Annotated in this window: 15 protein-coding genes and 2 tRNA genes; 4 read left to right on the top strand and 13 right to left on the bottom strand. The window is 51.1% G+C overall.

All coding sequences use genetic code 11. The annotated features are described in order from the left end of the window. Positions 1-65: 65 nt before the first annotated feature. Positions 66-1,676, top strand: coding sequence for a BCCT family transporter (locus C9I92_RS12830; RefSeq protein ID WP_047883486.1), 1,611 nt, complete (start codon positions 66-68; stop codon positions 1,674-1,676). Between the two features lie 310 nt (positions 1,677-1,986). On the opposite strand, the gene C9I92_RS12825 is transcribed toward C9I92_RS12830, so the two are convergent. The 5 genes from C9I92_RS12825 to C9I92_RS12805 form a co-directional block, all read right to left on the bottom strand. Next, positions 1,987-2,769, bottom strand: a complete 783-nt coding sequence (locus tag C9I92_RS12825) for a transporter substrate-binding domain-containing protein (protein ID WP_084712435.1) — start codon at positions 2,767-2,769, stop codon at positions 1,987-1,989. 57 nt (positions 2,770-2,826) lie between these two features. Further along, positions 2,827-3,240: an SRPBCC domain-containing protein gene (locus tag C9I92_RS12820; RefSeq protein WP_047883485.1), complete on the bottom strand. Its 414-nt coding sequence runs from the start codon at positions 3,238-3,240 to the stop codon at positions 2,827-2,829. 63 nt (positions 3,241-3,303) lie between these two features. Beyond that, positions 3,304-3,753 (bottom strand): hypothetical protein, encoded by a 450-nt coding sequence (locus C9I92_RS12815; RefSeq protein ID WP_047883484.1) that lies wholly within the window; start codon positions 3,751-3,753, stop codon positions 3,304-3,306. Between the two features lie 206 nt (positions 3,754-3,959). Continuing rightward, a complete protein-coding gene (locus C9I92_RS12810; RefSeq protein ID WP_047883483.1) occupies positions 3,960-4,391 on the bottom strand; it encodes a GNAT family N-acetyltransferase in 432 nt (143 codons plus the stop codon). Between the two features lie 82 nt (positions 4,392-4,473). Continuing rightward, positions 4,474-5,013: a hypothetical protein gene (locus C9I92_RS12805; RefSeq protein WP_047883482.1), complete on the bottom strand. Its 540-nt coding sequence runs from the start codon at positions 5,011-5,013 to the stop codon at positions 4,474-4,476. Positions 5,014-5,821: 808 nt separating this feature from the next. On the opposite strand from C9I92_RS12805, the gene katG reads away from it, so the two are divergent. Continuing rightward, positions 5,822-8,017 carry a catalase/peroxidase HPI gene (gene katG / locus C9I92_RS12800; RefSeq protein ID WP_047883481.1) on the top strand — a complete coding sequence of 732 codons (2,196 nt, stop codon included), beginning with the start codon at positions 5,822-5,824 and terminating at the stop codon, positions 8,015-8,017. 379 nt (positions 8,018-8,396) lie between these two features. Here katG and C9I92_RS12795 read toward each other — a convergent pair whose 3' ends face one another. Then, positions 8,397-9,356, bottom strand: coding sequence for a DMT family transporter (locus tag C9I92_RS12795; protein WP_242551856.1), 960 nt, complete (start codon positions 9,354-9,356; stop codon positions 8,397-8,399). A gap of 93 nt (positions 9,357-9,449) precedes the next feature. Here C9I92_RS12795 and C9I92_RS12790 point away from each other — a divergent pair, with 93 nt between their 5' ends. Continuing rightward, entirely contained in the window at positions 9,450-10,349 is a 900-nt protein-coding gene (locus C9I92_RS12790) for a LysR family transcriptional regulator (RefSeq protein WP_047883480.1), read from the top strand. A 115-nt stretch (positions 10,350-10,464) separates the two neighbouring features. Here the strand turns inward: C9I92_RS12790 and C9I92_RS12785 are convergent, their stop codons facing one another. The 3 genes from C9I92_RS12785 to C9I92_RS12775 form a co-directional block, all read right to left on the bottom strand. Further along, positions 10,465-12,393, bottom strand: coding sequence for a monovalent cation:proton antiporter-2 (CPA2) family protein (locus tag C9I92_RS12785; protein ID WP_047883479.1), 1,929 nt, complete (start codon positions 12,391-12,393; stop codon positions 10,465-10,467). A gap of 374 nt (positions 12,394-12,767) precedes the next feature. Continuing rightward, a tRNA-Leu gene (locus C9I92_RS12780) sits at positions 12,768-12,854 on the bottom strand. A 78-nt stretch (positions 12,855-12,932) separates the two neighbouring features. Next, positions 12,933-13,006, bottom strand: a tRNA-Cys gene (locus tag C9I92_RS12775). A 494-nt stretch (positions 13,007-13,500) separates the two neighbouring features. On the opposite strand from C9I92_RS12775, the gene C9I92_RS12770 reads away from it, so the two are divergent. Continuing rightward, positions 13,501-14,235, top strand: coding sequence for a hypothetical protein (locus C9I92_RS12770; protein WP_146149691.1), 735 nt, complete (start codon positions 13,501-13,503; stop codon positions 14,233-14,235). Positions 14,236-14,338: 103 nt separating this feature from the next. On the opposite strand, the gene C9I92_RS12765 is transcribed toward C9I92_RS12770, so the two are convergent. From C9I92_RS12765 to C9I92_RS12750, 4 genes are all read right to left on the bottom strand, one after another. Next, the gene (locus C9I92_RS12765) at positions 14,339-14,968 is read right to left on the bottom strand and encodes a bifunctional 4-hydroxy-2-oxoglutarate aldolase/2-dehydro-3-deoxy-phosphogluconate aldolase (RefSeq protein ID WP_047883477.1); all 630 of its coding nucleotides are present in this window, start codon (positions 14,966-14,968) and stop codon (positions 14,339-14,341) included. Between the two features lie 162 nt (positions 14,969-15,130). Further along, entirely contained in the window at positions 15,131-16,084 is a 954-nt protein-coding gene (locus C9I92_RS12760; protein WP_242551855.1) for a sugar kinase, read from the bottom strand. A 68-nt stretch (positions 16,085-16,152) separates the two neighbouring features. After that, complete coding sequence (locus C9I92_RS12755; RefSeq protein WP_047883476.1) at positions 16,153-17,643, bottom strand: sodium:solute symporter family protein; 1,491 nt, start codon at positions 17,641-17,643, stop codon at positions 16,153-16,155. Positions 17,644-18,076: 433 nt separating this feature from the next. After that, the gene (locus C9I92_RS12750; RefSeq protein WP_047883475.1) at positions 18,077-18,469 is read right to left on the bottom strand and encodes a RidA family protein; all 393 of its coding nucleotides are present in this window, start codon (positions 18,467-18,469) and stop codon (positions 18,077-18,079) included. Positions 18,470-18,525 lie beyond the last annotated feature (56 nt).

Raw genomic sequence — 18,525 nt, 5'->3', positions numbered from 1 at the left:
TTCAGAGTCATCCCATAGCGCTGATTCGACAGCAAAGCTTTGAGGACAAAACTTTTAAACAATGTATGGATAACTCTTTTAAGAAGTACAGTATAGAAACAACCGATTATCAGGTCGGACAGGACAATATTCAGAAATGGGGGTTCGATGTCCATAACCCGGTTTTTGGTATCAGTGCCGGTCTGATCCTGCTATTCCTCGCCGCCCTGCTGGCGGTCGATGCCAACACAGCCAAGGATGCGCTCAATGGCGTCAAAATGAGTATCATCGAAAACTTCGATCTGCTTTTCATGTGGTCAGCTAACTTTTTTCTGTTGTTCTGTTTCGGGCTGATCCTCTCTCCCTACGGGAAAATCAAAATTGGCGGTGTGGATGCAAAGCCTGAACACTCCACCTGGTCGTGGCTGGCGATGCTGTTTGCCGCTGGTATGGGTATCGGCCTGCTCTTCTGGGGTGTCGCTGAACCCACCGCGTATTTTACCGACTGGTTCGGTACGCCGTTGAATGTCGAACCCTACTCTGACGAAGCCCGCCAGCTGGCAATGGGCGCAACCATGTTCCACTGGGGAGTCCATGGTTGGGCCATGTATGCCATCGTCGCCCTGGCTCTGGCCTTTTTTGCCTTTAACAAGGGCCTGCCATTATCGATGCGTTCTATCTTCTATCCGCTGGTAGGAGATCGGGCCTGGGGCTGGATGGGTCATGCTATTGATATCATGGCAGTGCTGGCGACTCTGTTTGGTCTGGCGACCTCTTTGGGTTTGGGTGCTCAGCAGGCCACCAGCGGCATCAACCATGTTTTTGGCCTGAACAGCGGGCTGGGAATGCAGATGGCGGTGATTGCCTTTGTCACGGTGCTGGCCATTATTTCTGTGGTGCGCGGGATTGATGGCGGGGTGAAAATTCTGAGTAACATCAACATGCTGTTTGCTCTGGCACTGCTAATTTTCGTGACGGTGATAGGTTTCGATGTGGTTTCTGTGGCACTGCCGGACACCATTCTGGGTTACCTGCAGAATATCGTTCCGCTGAGCAACCCGCATGGTCGTGAAGATAGCACCTGGATGCACGGCTGGACGGTCTTCTACTGGGCATGGTGGATTTCCTGGTCGCCATTTGTCGGCATGTTCATTGCCCGGGTGTCGAAAGGCCGGACAGTGCGAGAGTTCCTGATTGCCGTTGTCTTTATTCCAACCCTGATGACCCTGATTTGGATGGCGGTGTTTGGCGGGATTGCCATTGATCAGGTCGTAAATAAGGTAGGTGAACTGGGTGCTAATGGCCTGACAGATATTTCACTGACTCTGTTCCATGTGTACGATGCGATGCCGTTTGGTTCGGTGATTTCCGTTATCTCGATTGTGCTGATCATCGTGTTCTTCATCACCTCCTCGGACTCCGGTTCGCTGGTGATCGACAGCATTACGGCCGGGGGCAAAGTGGACGCGCCGATTCCACAACGTATTTTCTGGGCCTCCGTTGAAGGAGCCATTGCCGCTGCCATGCTGTGGATTGGCGGCACCGAAGCCTTGCAGGCATTGCAGTCAGGAGTGGTGACCACAGCGCTGCCGTTTGCCTTTGTGCTCCTGCTGATGTGTGTCAGCCTGCTTAAGGGTTTGCGTACGGAAATCAGCGTATATGGCCAGCAGCCTCTCGCCGATCAGCGTGCAGACTGATGTTTCGCCCTGGACGATCTTGGCTAGAGAGTGAGTGGTTATGAGTGGTATCACAAGCTCCGAGTGCTAGGAAAAACTACGAGTGCTAGGTAAAAGCTCCGAGTGGTCAGTCAAACTCGAGCCTTGAGAGTGCTTACCTGAAGTGCCTACCTGAGAAAACAAAACGGAAAAGGCCAGCGTTATTGCTGGCCTTTTCAGATAATAACGATTAGCGGGTTAACGAGGCAATGCGTAACAAAGCAATGTGTGACAAGGCAATACGTCTGCCGCTATCGTTTCGTCCTTGTCCGTGATTTTTATGTCTGAGAATTCAGTTCACGGCATAAATATCGTATGAGAAATACTGGCTGGCGATCTTCTGGTGAATGCCTTTCTCATGCAGTGCCGTGATGCCACGATTCAGCAGCTCTGCCAAATCCTTATCCTGCTTGCGGACGGCAATCCCCACGCCACGGCCGAACCATTTTTCTTCAGTAAACGACGGCCCGGTGAAATGAAACGCATCCCCGCCCGGTTTATCCAGCAAACCGCTCTGCAACCCAATCGCTCCGCCGAAAACGGTGTCAATACGCCCTGCCCGCAAGTCCATGAAGGCTTCATCAAACGTACCGTAGCGGACAATATTCACATCCGGGTGCATTTCAGACAGGTACTTGTCACCAATCGTGGCGCGCTGCACGCCGACTTTCAGCCCGCTCATACCGGCCTGTGTAAATTCAATGCTGCGATCCGCTTTGGTCACAAACCGGGTCGGCACTTTGGCGTAAGGAATGGTAAAGCGGACTTTTTGTTCACGCTCAGGGGTAATCGTCATCGCGGCGATGATCGCATCATGCTTACGGGCCAATAATGCCGGAATAATGCCGTCCCAGTCTTGCGCGCGTATCGTACATTTCACCTGAACTTCTTCACATAATGCCCGTGCCAGATCCACTTCAAACCCAGCTAACTGACCATCCTGTGTAGTCCAGCTGAACGGTGGATAAGCCCCTTCCACACTGAACTTGATCTCTTTCCATTCTTTAGCGGCAGCCTGCCCGGACATTGCCAGCGCAATGCCCAGCAGCCCTGCTTTTACGATGCCATGCTTCATCATCTTTCTCCTTGTTGTTGTTAAATCTTCCTTGAAAACGAGATCGCCTACCGGGTATTAAGCCTTGCCACCCTCAACAAACCGTTTGAAATTCATCAGAATGCTATGCCAGCCATCGCGCTGCTGTTCGATAGTATGGGTTGATTCCGCGTCAAAGGTTTCCGTCACTGTGGTCGCTTCCCCGTCAGCCTGAAACGTGACAGCCACTTTACGGCCGTCATCCATCACATAACCAAGTCGTTCCGGTGCCGAGATCAGAGTAAAAGTGCCTTCAAAATCAAACCCCATACTGCCGTCTTTGGCTTCCATCCGGTGACGAAAGCGGCCTCCGACCGAGAGATCGACTTGGCTCTGAGTGGTGTGCCAGTCTGCCGAAGCAGCATTCCATTCCACAATACAGTCCGGGGAGTTCCAGGCGTCCCAGACAGTTTTAATGTCACGGTTGATCGTGGTCGTCACTGTGATATCCATAGCGTCCTCCTTTGCAGTAATAACAGACACTATAGTCGATAGTTATGGACGTGCGAGGTCGCGTTACTGAGCGTCGTCACTGCCTGTTGGCTTTTCCCCTGAATGCCCCGTGTTTCCTCTCATTTTCCGGCTGTGGTTGAGCTCAAACGCTTTAACGATAACGTAAGCAATCAAGGCAAAAATGAAAAAGACCAGCAGCATCCAGGCAATGGATTGCAACGACTCAATCACCGTCCGGTAGATTTCCAGCACCCAGCGGTTAAGGGTCAGTTCCGGCGGCGTAAAGTTTTCCGATGGTGGACGCAAAAAACTTTCCAGATAGTGAATTCTGACGCCACCGGAAATACCGACCACATAAATGGCGAATTTAAGGTATTTGGTCCATGCAAAGGCGATATCGTCTGCCACGATACGCTCCAGTATCCCGTCAATCGGCTTGGCAAAAACCCGGGTGACGATGTAGCAGACAACAAATGCAATCAGGAAGGTAACAACGAGCAGAGAAAGGAACATGATGAACTCCCGGTTAATCAGCACAACTCTGAAGATTCAGACGCCTTTTTTGTCAAACGCCTTTATTGTCAGACGCCCTTATTTTCAGAAGCCATTAATTTTTCAGACATCTTTATTTTAGACGCCTTTTATTTTCAGACACTTTTGCAGCCAGGGTGTTCAGCTTCGCACGCAAAGCAATGCACCGCACTGTCATCCATTGATAATTAGCCAAGGTACTCATAACAGTGTGCGGTTTTTATGCGACGGAATCCTAATGACTCATAAAACTGATGGGAAACGGTGCGCTGAATATTGGATCGCACCACCAATCGCTCCAGTCCGGCCTCCTGTGCCCACTGCAGCGCAGCCTGAACCAGCTGACGCCCTGCGCCACTTCCTCGATATCGGACATCCACAACCAGCCCCGTGATTTCTCCTTTGAAACCCGACTCCAGCGTCAGCCGCTTTTCCGCCACCAGCCAACCGATGACGGTTTCCTTTGATGTTGCCAGCAGAACAACATGGTGTTCAGAGTCCAGCAATGCGGCCAGCCAAGCGGTCGTTTCTGCGTTTTCGGCCGGATACCCTAACTCACGGGTCAATCCGTTGATGGCGCTGGCCTCGGCAAGTGAGGCAGGGACGATATCAAAAGGCAAACGTCTATCCTTGTACGCTGCGGCGATGTCTTCGCATTCAGTGTATTCAGTAAAGCCGGAGCTGTGCTGACAGCTCACTGGGTTACTTGGACTGACTGCTGATTTTCTGTATATCCGCCATCATCTGGTCGGCTTCTTTAACCTGCAATTTGACCTGCTGGGCCAGAAGCTTGAGGCGATCATTGTTCAGCATCGCCAGATGATCTTCTTCTGCCTTTGTCAGCTCGTCTTTGCTTTCAATCAGATAAATCTGATCTTCCAGCATTGCGATCTCACGCTCCAACTGCTCTAACGGGGTTAAGGTCTGATCCAGCTGCGCAATCCAGCGATCAAGCTGAGTAGTTGTCACGGATAATGACTGACTCAGCTGTTCATTGATGCAGTGTTCAATAAAATTATCATCATCTTTGGGCTCTTGATTCAGACACGTCGACAAAGACTGACGAAACGCTTTCTCAAGCCGTTGTTCACTCAGCCCGGAGACATTGGCAAGGTTGGAAAATTCGCCGTCCCGTTTCATCTGGTTAACGGTAAATTCCACCATGCTGTCGATCATATCTGAGCCGTAGGAGGCAAAACTAAGTGTCCCTATAAATAAAGACAGAATGAAATTCTTTTTCATACTGAAACCTGTAATGACAAAATCCTTATTGAATTCAGGCGTTATACCCGCCAGATAATCGATACCATGTGAATGGGTCAAAGATACCGCACTGAGAGATATCTTTGCGAATCAAATTTTTCACTCATCTCTTGCCTTGGCGACCGCACTCAGCGAGTTCAGCCATGTGCCCTTCCCTTCTGCGGCAAGAAAAAGACCAAAGGTAAAAAGGCAACCGTCGGTATGTTAGCCAAGCACACCCACTGCCCCTGACTGTACATAAGCGTTTGTATTATTTTAGTATTTGCGATGCCATAGCACTGACAATCCACTGCGGATTTACATACAGGCTTCTGGATGCATTTACATGGATATACATACATTGTACGGCATACTATGCACTATTCCGCTCCTTCAAGATAGTGTGCGCTGTATTCCAGTTTTACAACTGTGATTCATTTTACTTGTCACGGCACTCGCCAATACTTCCGGCTTTCCTGGCTCATCATCGGTTAAGCCGATGCCGGGCGCACTGATACCTCTCCTGCCGAACCATCTTTAAAAATATTCGCTCTCACACCGAATCGCTCAGGCATACCCCAGCATGACGGCGGTGAACTATTTACGGAAATACTGATTACTAAAACCCAATCGAATAGAAAAAACCGATTGATGCTATTGAGAATTCCATCTGCGACAAGCTCTAGCTGCGTCTATATTCAATGTCAGTAACAGAGAGCTATGTAAAAACGACAGACTGAAAGTTAGTTGAATTGAAAGCGACATGAAGAAAGACGCACTCATCATCCCTACCGAACAGGAGTGACCTATGAGCAACGAAGGTAAGTGCCCGGTAATGCACGGAAGTAACACTCGCTTAAGTGGCGTTGGAACCAAAAATGTAGACTGGTGGCCTAACCAGCTTAACTTAAGAATTCTTCATCAAAACGACCGCAAGGCGAATCCAATGGGGGAAGGCTTCAATTACAAAGAGGCATTCCTTAAGCTCGATCTGAACTCCGTTAAAAAAGACATTGAAGATGTGCTGACCACATCACAGGACTGGTGGCCAGCCGATTATGGCCATTATGGCCCGCTGATGATTCGCATGGCCTGGCACGCCGCCGGGACGTACCGTACCGGTGACGGACGCGGTGGTGCTTCAACCGGTAACCAGCGTTTTGCACCTTTGAACAGCTGGCCGGACAACGGCAACCTTGATAAAGCCCGCCGCCTGCTTTGGCCGATCAAACAAAAATATGGCAAGAATCTCTCCTGGGCGGATCTGTTTATTCTGACCGGCAATGTGGCACTGGAATCCATGGGCTTCAAAACCTTTGGTTTTGGCGGCGGCCGCGAAGATATCTGGGAACCAGAGGAAGATATTTACTGGGGTGCCGAAGACGAATGGCTGGGCAACAAGCGTTATTCGGGGGTTCGTGATCTGGAAGACCCACTCGCCGCGGTGCAGATGGGCCTGATTTACGTGAACCCCGAAGGCCCGGACGGTAATCCTGATCCGGTCGCTTCCGGTAAAGATGTGCGTGAAACCTTCGCTCGCATGGCGATGAACGACTATGAAACCGTTGCCCTGACCGCCGGTGGTCACACTTTTGGTAAATGCCACGGGGCCGGTGATGCCGCATTGGTCGGACCCGAGCCGGAAGCCGCACCTATCGAACAAATGGGGCTGGGCTGGAAAAGCAGCCATGGCAGCGGGAAAGGCCGTGATGCGATCACCAGTGGGCTGGAAGGCGCATGGACACCGACTCCGACCACCTGGGACAGTACATACTTCGCCATGCTACTGGGCAATGAATGGGAACTGACTAAGAGCCCGGCTGGGGCCAACCAGTGGAAACCCAAAGTGGTGACCGACAGCAATCAGGCGCCGGATCCGGAAGATGCTTCTAAGCGCGTCAACATCATGATGACGACAGCAGATATGTCGATGCGGGAAGATCCTGAATACCGTAAGATTTCCGAGCACTTCCACCAACATCCGGATGAATTCGCCGATGCCTTCGCCAGAGCGTGGTTCAAGCTGACTCACCGCGACATGGGGCCAAAATCCCGCTATCTCGGTTCAGAAGTGCCGGCTGAAGACCTGATCTGGCAAGACCCGGTTCCTGCCGTAGATCATGCACTGATTGACAGCAATGACATTGCCGCACTGAAAAAAGTCATTCTGGAGTCCGGACTGTCTGTCACTGAACTGGTCTACACCGCCTGGTCTTCCGCTTCGACGTTCCGTGGTTCCGACTGCCGCGGCGGCGCGAATGGCGCTCGCATCCGTCTGGCACCGCAGAAAGACTGGGAAGTGAATCAGCCTTATCAGTTACGCAAAGTGCTGAGTACTTACGACGGTATCCAGAAAGATTTCAACTCCACCCAATCTGGCAACAAAGCCGTTTCGTTGGCCGACTTGATTGTGCTTGGCGGCTGTGCGGCTGTCGAGAAAGCCGCTAAAGATGCCGGTTTCAGTGTAACGGTTCCGTTTGAGCCAGGTCGTACTGATGCGACCGATGACCAGACCGATGCCGATTCCTTCGATGTACTGGAGCCGATTGCAGATGGTTTCCGTAACTATACGAAGAAACAGTACACCGTTTCGGCTGAAGAGCTGCTGCTTGATAAAGCACAGCTGCTGACCCTGACAGCACCGGAAATGACCGTACTGGTTGGCGGACTGCGTGTCCTGAATGCCAACTTTGGTCAGTCCCAACACGGGGTATTTACCGACAAACCGGGCGTTCTGACCAATGACTTCTTTGTTAACCTGCTCGATATGAACACCGAATGGAAGTCAACATCCGACGATGCTCAGGAGTTTGAAGGCATTAACTACAAGTCTGGTCAGGCTAAATGGAAAGCGACGCGTGTCGATCTGGTCTTTGGTGCAAACTCACAATTGCGAGCCATTTCGGAAGTCTATGGCGGCGATGACGCGCAAGAGAAGTTTGTCCATGACTTCATCAAGGCGTGGACCAAAGTGATGAATGCGGACCGGTTCGATCTGAAATAACCGACCCCGGTTGGCATACATCCGACCTGGAAATGGACGGGCTATATCAGCCGTCCATTTCATGCTGCGTTTGGTCCTCTATGAATAAAGCAGTGGCGCAGGGACGCCGGAGTGTTTCGCTTATTTATCTATACCTATAACCAACGTCCAGCCAACCTGGCCTATGCGAGATGCAATATACGTGTAAAGGCTGGCTAGCTGACTGGGTGAATGAACAATCCGGTGACCCAATATCAATCAGCGGCTGACAGGCCATACCTGCCAGCCGCTTTTTATTTGAGTCGCATGTTATTGGTGACTCGAAAGATAACAAGAGAGAACGATAACAAGTTAGCCAAACGTAGAGGAACCGTAGCAGCCGGACTGCCAGACAGCTCTATCAGGCAATCTGGGACGCCGTGTCTGGCTTGCGCTTGAGCATCATCAGGCGCGGCAGAATCAGGCCGAGGATCACCACGGCAATTCCCACGAGTTGCAACTGCGTAACAGACTGCCCCAGTAAAAATGCAGTCAGCACAGAAAAGACCGGAACAAAATTAAAGAACAGCGACGCTGTTGACGATCCCAGTTCACGCACGCCATTGAGCCACAGCAGATACCCCGCCACTGTGCCAAACAACCCGATATACACTACATCAATAATACTAATAGCCGGGCTGTTAAACAGTTCCGTGATCGGGTTCAGATCCGGAGTCAACAGACACATCACACCAATAACACCGGCTCCGCTGACCATCCCCACGAAGGTGTAAGGAATCACCGGCATCCAGCGGCTGATCCCCTGGCTGAAATAGGTGTAGAAACTCCAGGCCAGCATCCCCACGAAAATCATTTGATCGCCCTGATTTAGAGTCAAACTCAGCAATATCTCAAATTGTCCATTTGTGATCACCAGCAATACCCCCGACAAACTCACCAGCAAACTGAAACATTGCGAAAAGGTCGGTCTGGTGCGTTGCGCGAGACACGCAATCAAAGAAGTGATAAGCGGACTGAGCGCCATGATCAGTGAACCGTTGGCGGCGCTGGTATAAGTTAAGCCGGTAAACAAACCCAGGTTAAGACCACCTACCCCCACCGCGCTCACCAGTATCACCCATAACCACTGCTTGCGTGTGATTGAGAGTGGTTGACCGCGCATCAAACGGAGATAGAGTGCGAGACAGGCGGCAGCAATCACAAACCGCCAGAAAACCAGTGTCAGGGCATGTATTTCACTCAGTGCGTGCTTGCCTATCGGGAAACAGCTTCCCCAGAAAAAGGTACATAAAATCAGCAGTATCACGGATTTTGATGTTGATGAGAGCTTCATTGATAAAAGCTTGGTTATGGATGCCATTGTTACTCCGCATAACTTGTCAGATGAATACCTTTAGTGTATTGATTCCACCTAGTGGATAAACTGGCAATATCAGGACGGTAGATACCAATAATGAAACCTAACTATTCTCTCGACGATCTGCGCTGTTTCTGTGCAGTGGCCAGACTGGGCAGTTTTAAGCAGGCAGCCCAAAGCTTATCCATGCCACTTTCCACGCTCAGCCGCCGTATTCAGCAATTAGAAACCGACTTGCAACTCAGGCTGCTAAACCGCGATGCACACCGGGTGTCGCTGACTCATACCGGACAGCAGTATTTCCAGCGAGCCAGCGCACTATTTGATGAGCTCAGTGATATTGGTGAAGACTTGCATCGGGACAAGCATGAGCCGAAAGGTAAAATTCGACTCAATGCCCCCATCAATGCAGGCTCTCAATTTCTGCGGGACATTTTTTTCGATTTCATGGTGCAATATCCGGATATCCAGCTCGATATCGGATTTTCCAATACGCTGGTTGATATTGAGGCAGAAGCCATCGACGTCGTATTTCGGGTCGGTAGCCCTGTTGTTGAGAATTGGATCGCACGCCCGCTGGTCGACATCCATTTTATTGTTTGTGCTCAGGCCGGTTACCCGATCGACACAATTACCGAACCCGGCGCACTGTGTGGCCATCCTGCCGTCATTTGCCATCCGATGACGACCTGGGAGCTGATTCACACCGATACAAGGCAAGAGTTTGACTATCTCGTCGGTACTGGTGTCCGGCTGGAAGTGGATGAGATCCGGATGCTGACCCATGCCATTAAAGCAGGGTTAGGCATTGGCTATATTCCTGATTACCATGCCCTGCCGCTGATTGAAGCAGGAAAACTCAGCCGGGTGCTGCCAGACTGGCAAAGTAAAGCCCGAACCTTGTTTATGCTCTACCGTGACCGCGACCACCTTCCGCTGCGGGTGCGTTTGTTTGTCGAGTTTGTGCTTGCTCGTTTTGCTCAGGACGCTAACTAGTTGAGTACTGAGTAAAACAGAGTCTGCTGAATATGGATAAGTCATTGCTGAGTCATTGCTTCACCTGACCGAATTTTTTTAGTTTCTCTCCCTTTAAATCCCCTTTAAATCCCCCTCAATGATCCCTTTTCCCTTCAGCCACCTCCGGCTCGCTATCGTTTCGCGAGCCCTGAGGGTCTGTTCGCGCCGTCACGTCTTCCCGGCCGAATGCCATCTCTTTTTTCAAGCGCTCTTCAAAATCGATAAACAGCTTGTAGTAGTTATTGTCAAAGCGCTCCTGTTCACCGGCTTCACTTTTCCATGCAGCGTAGAGTGCATCCGACAACTCGGCATCCACTGACTTATAGGTATGCTGCCTGTTTTCCACAAACTCGGGGGAGCAGCCCAATACCCTAAGGGCAGCGGCACCAATTTCCACCGCAGAGTGATACGTTTCCGACTCAATGATATCCGCCCCGGCCTGACGAAGCAGGTAGCCATGACCACGGTCAAATGCCCGCACCAGCACCTTTAAGTTGGGGTATTTATGCTTAACATACTTCACCAGCTGAATCGCATTGTCACGATTATCTATGGCAATAATCAGCATCGCGGCATGCTCAATCCCTGCGGTGTGCAGCAATTCCGGTCGGGTTGCATCACCAAAATAGGCTTTCGTATTAATTTTCCTCAGGTTATCGACCTGCGCTGCCTGATGGTCAAGTACGACCGTTTTAATGCCGTTAGCCACTAATAAGCGGTTCACAATCTGACCAAAACGCCCGATGCCTGCGATAATGACCGTGCCCTGCTCGTCAATATGATCCGCTTCGCGTTCATTAGACGTCTGCTCAAAACGGGGCAAAATGACTTTCTCAAAAAAGATAAACAGCAATGGGGTCAGCAACATCGACATCGCAACCACCAGAGAGAGCGTCTGACCAATACTTCCCGGCAGCACATGATTCTGCACGGTGTAATTGATCAGCACGAAGCCAAACTCCCCCGCCTGCGCCAGGCTCAGGGCCAGCAACCAGCGACTGCTGTTCCGGATCCGGAAGATCGTCGCCAGAACAAACAGAATCAATGCTTTTAGCACGATGATCCCGACAGTCAGACCCATAACCAGAAAAAATTCGCTAAACAGAATGTCAAAATTGATCCCAGCACCGACCGTGATAAAAAACAGCCCCAGCAACAGCCCGCGGAACGGTTCGATATTGGCTTCCAGCTCATGCCTGAATTCACTGTTGGCGAGGACAACACCGGCGAGAAACGTACCCAGTGCCGGCGATAAACCCACCAGTGTCATCAGCACTGAGACCCCAATGACCAGCATCAGTGCTGCTGCTGTAAAAATCTCTCTCAGACCAGAGCAGGCAACAAACCGCAGCAACGGACGGCTGAGATAGTGGCCCCCAACCACAACCAGTGCCATCGAACCTGTGATGACCAGACCATAGGCCCAGCCCGGTAAACCGGCTATCAGGCTCAGCTCCTCATTATGGTCAGCCACTTGCTGCGTGACATGGCGGGCCTTCTCCACCAACTCAGGTAACGCCAGTAAGGGAATAAATGCCAGCATCGGAATCACAGCAATATCTTGGAACAACAGAACCGAAAACGCATTCTGGCCTCCCTCGGTGCGAGTCAGCCCTTTTTCATTAAATGTTTGCAGCACTATCGCGGTGGACGATAACGCCAGAATCAAGCCGATGGCCAGTGCCACGCTCCAGGATAAACCCAACCATATACCCAGCCCCAAAATTGCCGCTGCTGTCCCAGCCACCTGTAACCCACCCAACCCCAGCAGGCGATGACGCATCGCCCACAACGACTTGGGTTCTAGCTCCAGACCAACCAGAAACAGCATGATCACCACACCAAATTCCGCGAAATGCTGAATAGTGGTGGTTTCGTCACCCACCAGACCGATCACCGGCCCAATCACAACCCCGGCGATCAAATAACCCAGCACTGAGCCCAGTCCGAACAAAATAGCCAGAGGCACTGCAATCACCGCCGCAACCAGGTAAATAAAGGCATAAATAAAATATTCCGACATGGCGTATCCTTTGCAGTCAGCGCGTGGATCAGGCTAAAACCACCGCTGATCAAGCCAAATGAGGTATTAACAACGTAGCTGGCGAGCACCTGTTTCGCCATGTTAACGTCATATAAAAAGCACCATATTAACAATGTGGTGCACTGGCATACCGCGTTAGGTGGCTGAATAATAAAAGTGCAAAGGTACAGGGAACGTAAGCGCGAACAAGAATCGCGAACAAGAAATAACGGGCAGAATGCCGTTAGTACAGGCGATGAGGCGATGAGGCGATGAGGCGATGAGGCGATGAGGCGATGAGAATACGCGTTTTATCAGAACGCGGAAATGAAAAAACGGCTTACAAGCGCTAACCTGTAAGCCGTCATTTTTAATGGTGCCCCGGGCCGGACTTGAACCGGCACGCCGCGAACGGCGAGGGATTTTAAATCCCTTGTGTCTACCAATTTCACCACCAGGGCACACAATTTTGTGAGATATCGCTTAATGCCATATCTTAATTGTCTGCTTCAAAGCACTCCGGATGAGAACTTTGAGAATGGAGGCGCGTCCCGGAGTCGAACCGAGGTCCACGGATTTGCAATCCGCTGCATAGCCACTCTGCCAACGCGCCTCTGAATATCCGCTATCGGCCTTGCCGCTGCGGTATGGTGTGCATTCTACGGATTGCCTCTGTTGAGTCAACAAAAAAATCATGCAAAAAAATTCAATCGTTTGATATATGTACGGATAGGCGTTAAAAGTGTGCGTTTCATCCTATTTGGCCTTTTTCGTCACTCAGTTACGAGGGAGCAGTCCCCGTTTTATCTTACGATTTTCTGCGTCTTCTTTTTCTGCTTCTGCCTGTCACGTCAGCAGTGTTTTCGATCTCTCCTTCCCTCTTTGATCCGGTTCGAAATAGCATCCTTGAGCCCTGCTCTTCTTGGCCCCCAGCGAAACCCTCACCTGCCCCGTCAAATGCAATGATGTTTATATTTGATAATCGAGTGAAATTGCCGGAAAATAGTGAGCCAAATCACACTAACTTTGCCTGTTATGCTTCGAATACTCAGTCTGGTCATCATCGGGCTTCTGCTCTCAGCGTGTACGCCCAAGGCCCCTCAGCCCGTGACGGTTACCCTCAGCTTCATCACGCTTGCGCCTACGCACCTGTTAACGTCTCACAACCGCTTTGATCAGCACGCGACGCAGCAATGGCTGAACGATAATCTTCGCCGACACCAGACAGCAGCAAATACAGCCACCCAAAACCAGAGCTATCTGGCATTTTACTCCTATCAGTGGCCATCACAGCCGGTGCTGACCCCGGCTTTTTCTTATGTAACCGCATTGATGCTCAACCCGGTCACCGCACGTCAGGTGGCTGACTCACTGTTACCTGAACAGGCAATCCTGGCCAGTAATATCAATTTCGGTACGGCGCAATATGGTGCACAACTGTACGCGTATAATCCGAAAAAAGCCCGTGCCGAAGCCTTTGTTCAGCAGATACACGGTGAGCAAATTGCCTATTTATCGCTGATTCGCCAGTCGCCACAACCGGATGCTTCCCCACAGACTGAAGATCTGCAATTGATCGCCAATACCGTCGATCGCCTGCAAATTCAGGGCATCAACAAAGTCGTCCTGTTGAGCCAGTTTGCCCCAACCTATGCTCCCCAGATTGTCAACGCCGTTAAAGGTCTGGATGTTGTCATCAGCAGTGGCGAACAAGCGGCGCTATCTCTGAAACAGAACACCACACTGGCCACCTTCCCGGCACAGCAGATGCGATGGCATTCACTTTCCCTTCATTTTGATGATCGGGGAAGAGTGCAGTCTGCGGAATTTCTGCCTCTCTGACATAAAGCGTGTCTGACGCAGTGCAATCAGATATGCGCACCGACGAAAAAGGCGAGTCTGACACTCGCCTTTCTTCTCTGCCTGTTACTATTGCCCTGTTACATCAGGCGACCAGCTCTACCGCCTCTCGCACCAGACGACCGATTTCTTCCCAGTCGCCATTATCAATCAGTGAAGGTGCCACCATCCAGGTGCCGCCGCAGCAGGCCACCCGGTCAATCGCCAGGTAATCGCGAACATTGGCTTTACTGATTCCACCGGTCGGCATCAGAGAAATATCGACGTACGGTGCCAGCAGGGATTTGATCATATTGATTCCGCCCGAGGCCTCAGCCGGGAAGAACTTGAGAAAAGTCAGACCCAACTCAACCGCCTGCTCAACCTGACTCGGGTTGTTTACGCCCGGCACGACCGGAATACCCTGCTGCTGACAGTATCGTACCGTGTTCGGATTCAAACCCGGTGCGACAATAAATTCCGCGCCGGCCGCTACTGCCCGGTCAACCTGTTCAGCATTCAAAACCGTGCCCGCGCCAATGCAAAGCTCCGGGTACGCTTCACGCATCAGCCGGATGGCTTCTGCTGCCGCTTCGGTACGAAACGTTACTTCGGCCACCGGCAAACCATTTTCCACCAGCGTTTTAGCCAGCGGAACCGCCTGCTCGACCTGATTAATCTGGATGACGGGAATAATTTTATACGACTGTAGTTTTTCAATTAGTTGCTGAGACATGTACTGAGAGTTCCTTTTTCACAAGAATGCTTTTCTATCAATGTGTTCGGCCAAACTTTTTGGTCAATTTTTTGATCAGGACTTTTGGTCAGGCTTCCGATTACGCTTTAGTTCACTATGTCGTGAAAGCTGTTCGGTCAGAATTTCCGTTACGGCTATCTGTCACAAAAGCGCACTCATCGCTTCGCGAGGAATAATCGCCCCCGGGTGCTGAATAACAATCGCAGCCAACTGGTGCCCTAATTCTGCAGATTGGGTTTCATCAGCGCCGGTAAGGCGACCCGCCAGATAACCGGCTGCAAACGAGTCCCCGGCTGCACAGGTATCCACTACGTGTTCAACCTGATTGGCAGCCACATAAGTCACTGTCGGCTCAGCCGATTGTAAGTGGCTGACCACTTTGCACGGATCGCAGCCGCGCTTAATCACCACTTCCTCACAGCCAAACATCCGGCAACGGGCAACTATGTCGCTATTTCCCCACACTTTGTGGTCATCGTCTTCAGTGACCAGCGCAATATCGACAAACCGCAATACTTGGCTGTACCAGTACTGGGCCTGTTTTGCCGTCCAGAGCTGCGGCCGAAAGTTATTGTCAAACATCACTTTACCGCCATGCTGGCGATGCTTTTCCAGCAGAGTAATCAATGTGGCTTTTGCTTCTTCCGCCAGAATGGCCAGGCTGATGCCACTGATATACAGCGCATCAAACTCGTGATTATCAATGGCCTGCTCCAGCGGCGAGAGATCGGTCGCAAAGTAGAATTTCGCCGCACTGTCATTACGCCAGTAATGGAAATGACGTTCACCATTGGGCTCAGTTTCAACCAGATAAAGACCCGGTAATTTATTTTCCAGTTTGCGAACCAGCCGGGTATCGATGTTTTCTTCCTGCCAGGCACTGAGCATATCCCGGCTGATATTATCGACACCTAATGCGGTTGCGTAACTGACGGAGAGATGACGGCTGGCCCCTAGGCGTGACAGATACAGCGCAGTATTGAGCGTATCGCCACCGAATGTACGCCGTAGCGGTTGGCCGCTGAGCTCCACCATACACTCACCAAAAAATGCAATGTTCACGCTGTCACCTTCAGTGTTTTTAAGAGTTGTCATTAAAGCGTAATCGATGATGCAGGCCTTACATCACAACAAAGACCTGCATTTTGACGAGTTTTAGAGAATTATTTTGCTTCTACAGGACGGCCTTCTAAATCCGGCTCCTGGTTCTGTTCCATCGCGGCACGTTCGGCATCCAGTAACGCTTTCGCCTCTTCCTTCGTGACAGTATTGGCGGGTGTCAGCAGGCTCACGCCGACTCCGACGACCAGAGCGGTCAATACCGACGGTATTACAGGGTTACCCCAGAACGCTCCCCATTCCGCATTCAGCATGACAGAGAAAGAAGCCGCTGACGCGCCAGCCAATGTAGCCAAGGCACCTTGCCAGTTGTAACGACTCCAGAAGCGTCCCAGCATGCCGCAGACAAACATGCCTGACATCACGGTCGAGATCATTTTAGTGATGTAGCCAATGATGTCGTTTGACGTCAGTGCGAACAGCAGGGCCAGACTGATACAGATCACCAGTGCATAGCGTGAGTAAGTCACCATTTTGTCTTTGCCCGGCACTTTGCCGGTAAACATGATGTAGATGTCGCGCAGCAGAATAGACACCCCGGCAATCGCATCGGAACTGGCGCTCGACATAGTGGCAGACAGACCGGCAATCAGCACAATCATACCGACTGCGACCGGCAGTACCGTGGCGGCAACGTACGGAAAGGCATAGTTGGCATTATTCAGATCCGGGTTGATAGCGTGGGCCGACATCCCGATAACCGCAGGAATAATGGAGAAAAACAGGTACAGTACGCCAGACATCGTAAACGAGCGGCGAATGGTCTGCACATCCTTACCCGAATAAATACGCTGACGGAAAGAAGGGGTTGCCAGAATCCCGACCCCGACAACCAGTGCCAGTGACAACGCAGGAATCATCCCCAGTTTTTCGATACCCAGGACACTCACAGCAGCCGGATCCATCGCTGCATAGAGGTTTTCAAGCCCACCAATGTGCTGCACCGACAACACCGCCATCAGGATAAATCCGGCAAACAGGATGATTGCCTGAATGGTATCGGTCCAAACCACCGCGGTATAACCGCCAATCACAACATAAATCGTAAAGGCCGCAGCGATAATGATTTTTGCCGTATTGAGATCAATGTCGGCAATCCATGCCAGGTACATGCCGCCACCAAGAATGTGCGCGCCCAACCAGCCAATTGAGGCGATAAAAATCAGAATTCCGACGACATTTTTCACGATCTTGTTGGCACCGACATAGTAAGACAGCTCTTCACTCATGGTCATGAAGTTCAGTTTACGAACCGGGGCAAACCAGTAGGCCAGCAACAAAATCCCGACTGCGCCACCGATCCCGTACAGGGTACCGGCCCAGCCATTTGCATAACCAAAACCGACCGCGCCCATACTGGAGCCCGTCCCGACCATGGTGGCGACCGTGGTGCCAAGCACCAGGAACAGAGGCAAGCCTCGCCCGCCGAGCAGGAAGTCTTCGCCAGATTTCTGATGGCGGGAGACATACCAACCCAGCCAGATTAAAAAAACCACATACGCACCGAACCCGGTGAGAAAGAGTGTACTGTTCATTCCATACCTCTTATAATCCGTTATACCAGCTGGAACAGTTATCTTTATGAATTGTAAGGAAGATTATTGCTTCAGTTGGTTTATGCTTTTATTTGCTTGGGGACGTGGGTTTCCCTTCCCCGCGATTTACTGATATTTCAGTTTGTTTTTTAAAGGGTTGGTACTTTGCCAACCTTTTTCTTTATCGGTTGCTCTGGAAACCGCTCAGAGCCATGTTGCCTCAGATCTTGCAGAAGGTAATAACGACTTACCTTCTTCCAGTTTCCTGGCGTTTTTCCCGGCTTTTTCCTGACGTTAGTTTTATCAACCGCACCGCATTTCGGTTATATTCAGAGTCAGCGCTGAACGCTCAGGGTTGCTCCGCGCTAACTTTGCTTAGGCTTCATCCGACCCGCGGTTTACGGTGTTCGCCCGGAACCAGGTATTCCTCGAACTAGCGACGATCTTCGCGGTAGCAGGTAACGTCCACTTCCACTTTCACGTCGACCACCAGATCACAGACCATGCAGATACGTGCCGGTGGGTGCTCGCCAAAGAATTCTTTAAACACTTTGTTGAATGACTGGAAATAACGGGCATCGGTCAGGACAACCTTCACGTGCACCACGTCTTCAAGGCCATAACCGGCTTCTTCCATAATGTTGACGCAGTTCTGGATTGCCAGACGCGATTGCTCAACAATACCGCCTTCCACCACTTCGCCATCAATCATTGGCGTCTGGCCGGAGACGTACAGGAAACCTCCCGCCTGCGTAGCGCGGGCAAATGGCAGGTGCTGACCGCCGGTACCTGTACCGCCTTCAATGCCATAGCGTGTGATAGTCATAATTGCTTACTCCAATGTGGTTGCTAAAATCAGGTCTGTCATCGAATCGAACTGCA

This window comes from Photobacterium ganghwense (genome assembly GCF_003025595.1).
Classification (GTDB): domain Bacteria; phylum Pseudomonadota; class Gammaproteobacteria; order Enterobacterales; family Vibrionaceae; genus Photobacterium; species Photobacterium ganghwense.
Note: the sequence above shows the minus strand (reverse complement) of the source record. Positions and strands in the feature narration are given on the sequence as shown.

Coding starts and splice junctions, on each gene's coding strand:
- C9I92_RS12790 (WP_047883480.1), top strand. CDS start 9,450: ATGAAACCTAACTATTCTCTCGACGATCTGCGCTGTTTCTGTGCAGTG.
- C9I92_RS12750 (WP_047883475.1), bottom strand. CDS start 18,469: ATGACTATCACACGCTATGGCATTGAAGGCGGTACAGGTACCGGCGGT.
- C9I92_RS12830 (WP_047883486.1), top strand. CDS start 66: ATGGATAACTCTTTTAAGAAGTACAGTATAGAAACAACCGATTATCAG.
- C9I92_RS12825 (WP_084712435.1), bottom strand. CDS start 2,769: ATGAAGCATGGCATCGTAAAAGCAGGGCTGCTGGGCATTGCGCTGGCA.
- C9I92_RS12755 (WP_047883476.1), bottom strand. CDS start 17,643: ATGAACAGTACACTCTTTCTCACCGGGTTCGGTGCGTATGTGGTTTTT.
- C9I92_RS12765 (WP_047883477.1), bottom strand. CDS start 14,968: ATGTCTCAGCAACTAATTGAAAAACTACAGTCGTATAAAATTATTCCC.
- katG (WP_047883481.1), top strand. CDS start 5,822: ATGAGCAACGAAGGTAAGTGCCCGGTAATGCACGGAAGTAACACTCGC.
- C9I92_RS12805 (WP_047883482.1), bottom strand. CDS start 5,013: ATGAAAAAGAATTTCATTCTGTCTTTATTTATAGGGACACTTAGTTTT.
- C9I92_RS12785 (WP_047883479.1), bottom strand. CDS start 12,393: ATGTCGGAATATTTTATTTATGCCTTTATTTACCTGGTTGCGGCGGTG.
- C9I92_RS12820 (WP_047883485.1), bottom strand. CDS start 3,240: ATGGATATCACAGTGACGACCACGATCAACCGTGACATTAAAACTGTC.
- C9I92_RS12815 (WP_047883484.1), bottom strand. CDS start 3,753: ATGTTCCTTTCTCTGCTCGTTGTTACCTTCCTGATTGCATTTGTTGTC.
- C9I92_RS12760 (WP_242551855.1), bottom strand. CDS start 16,084: ATGACAACTCTTAAAAACACTGAAGGTGACAGCGTGAACATTGCATTT.
- C9I92_RS12795 (WP_242551856.1), bottom strand. CDS start 9,356: ATGGCATCCATAACCAAGCTTTTATCAATGAAGCTCTCATCAACATCA.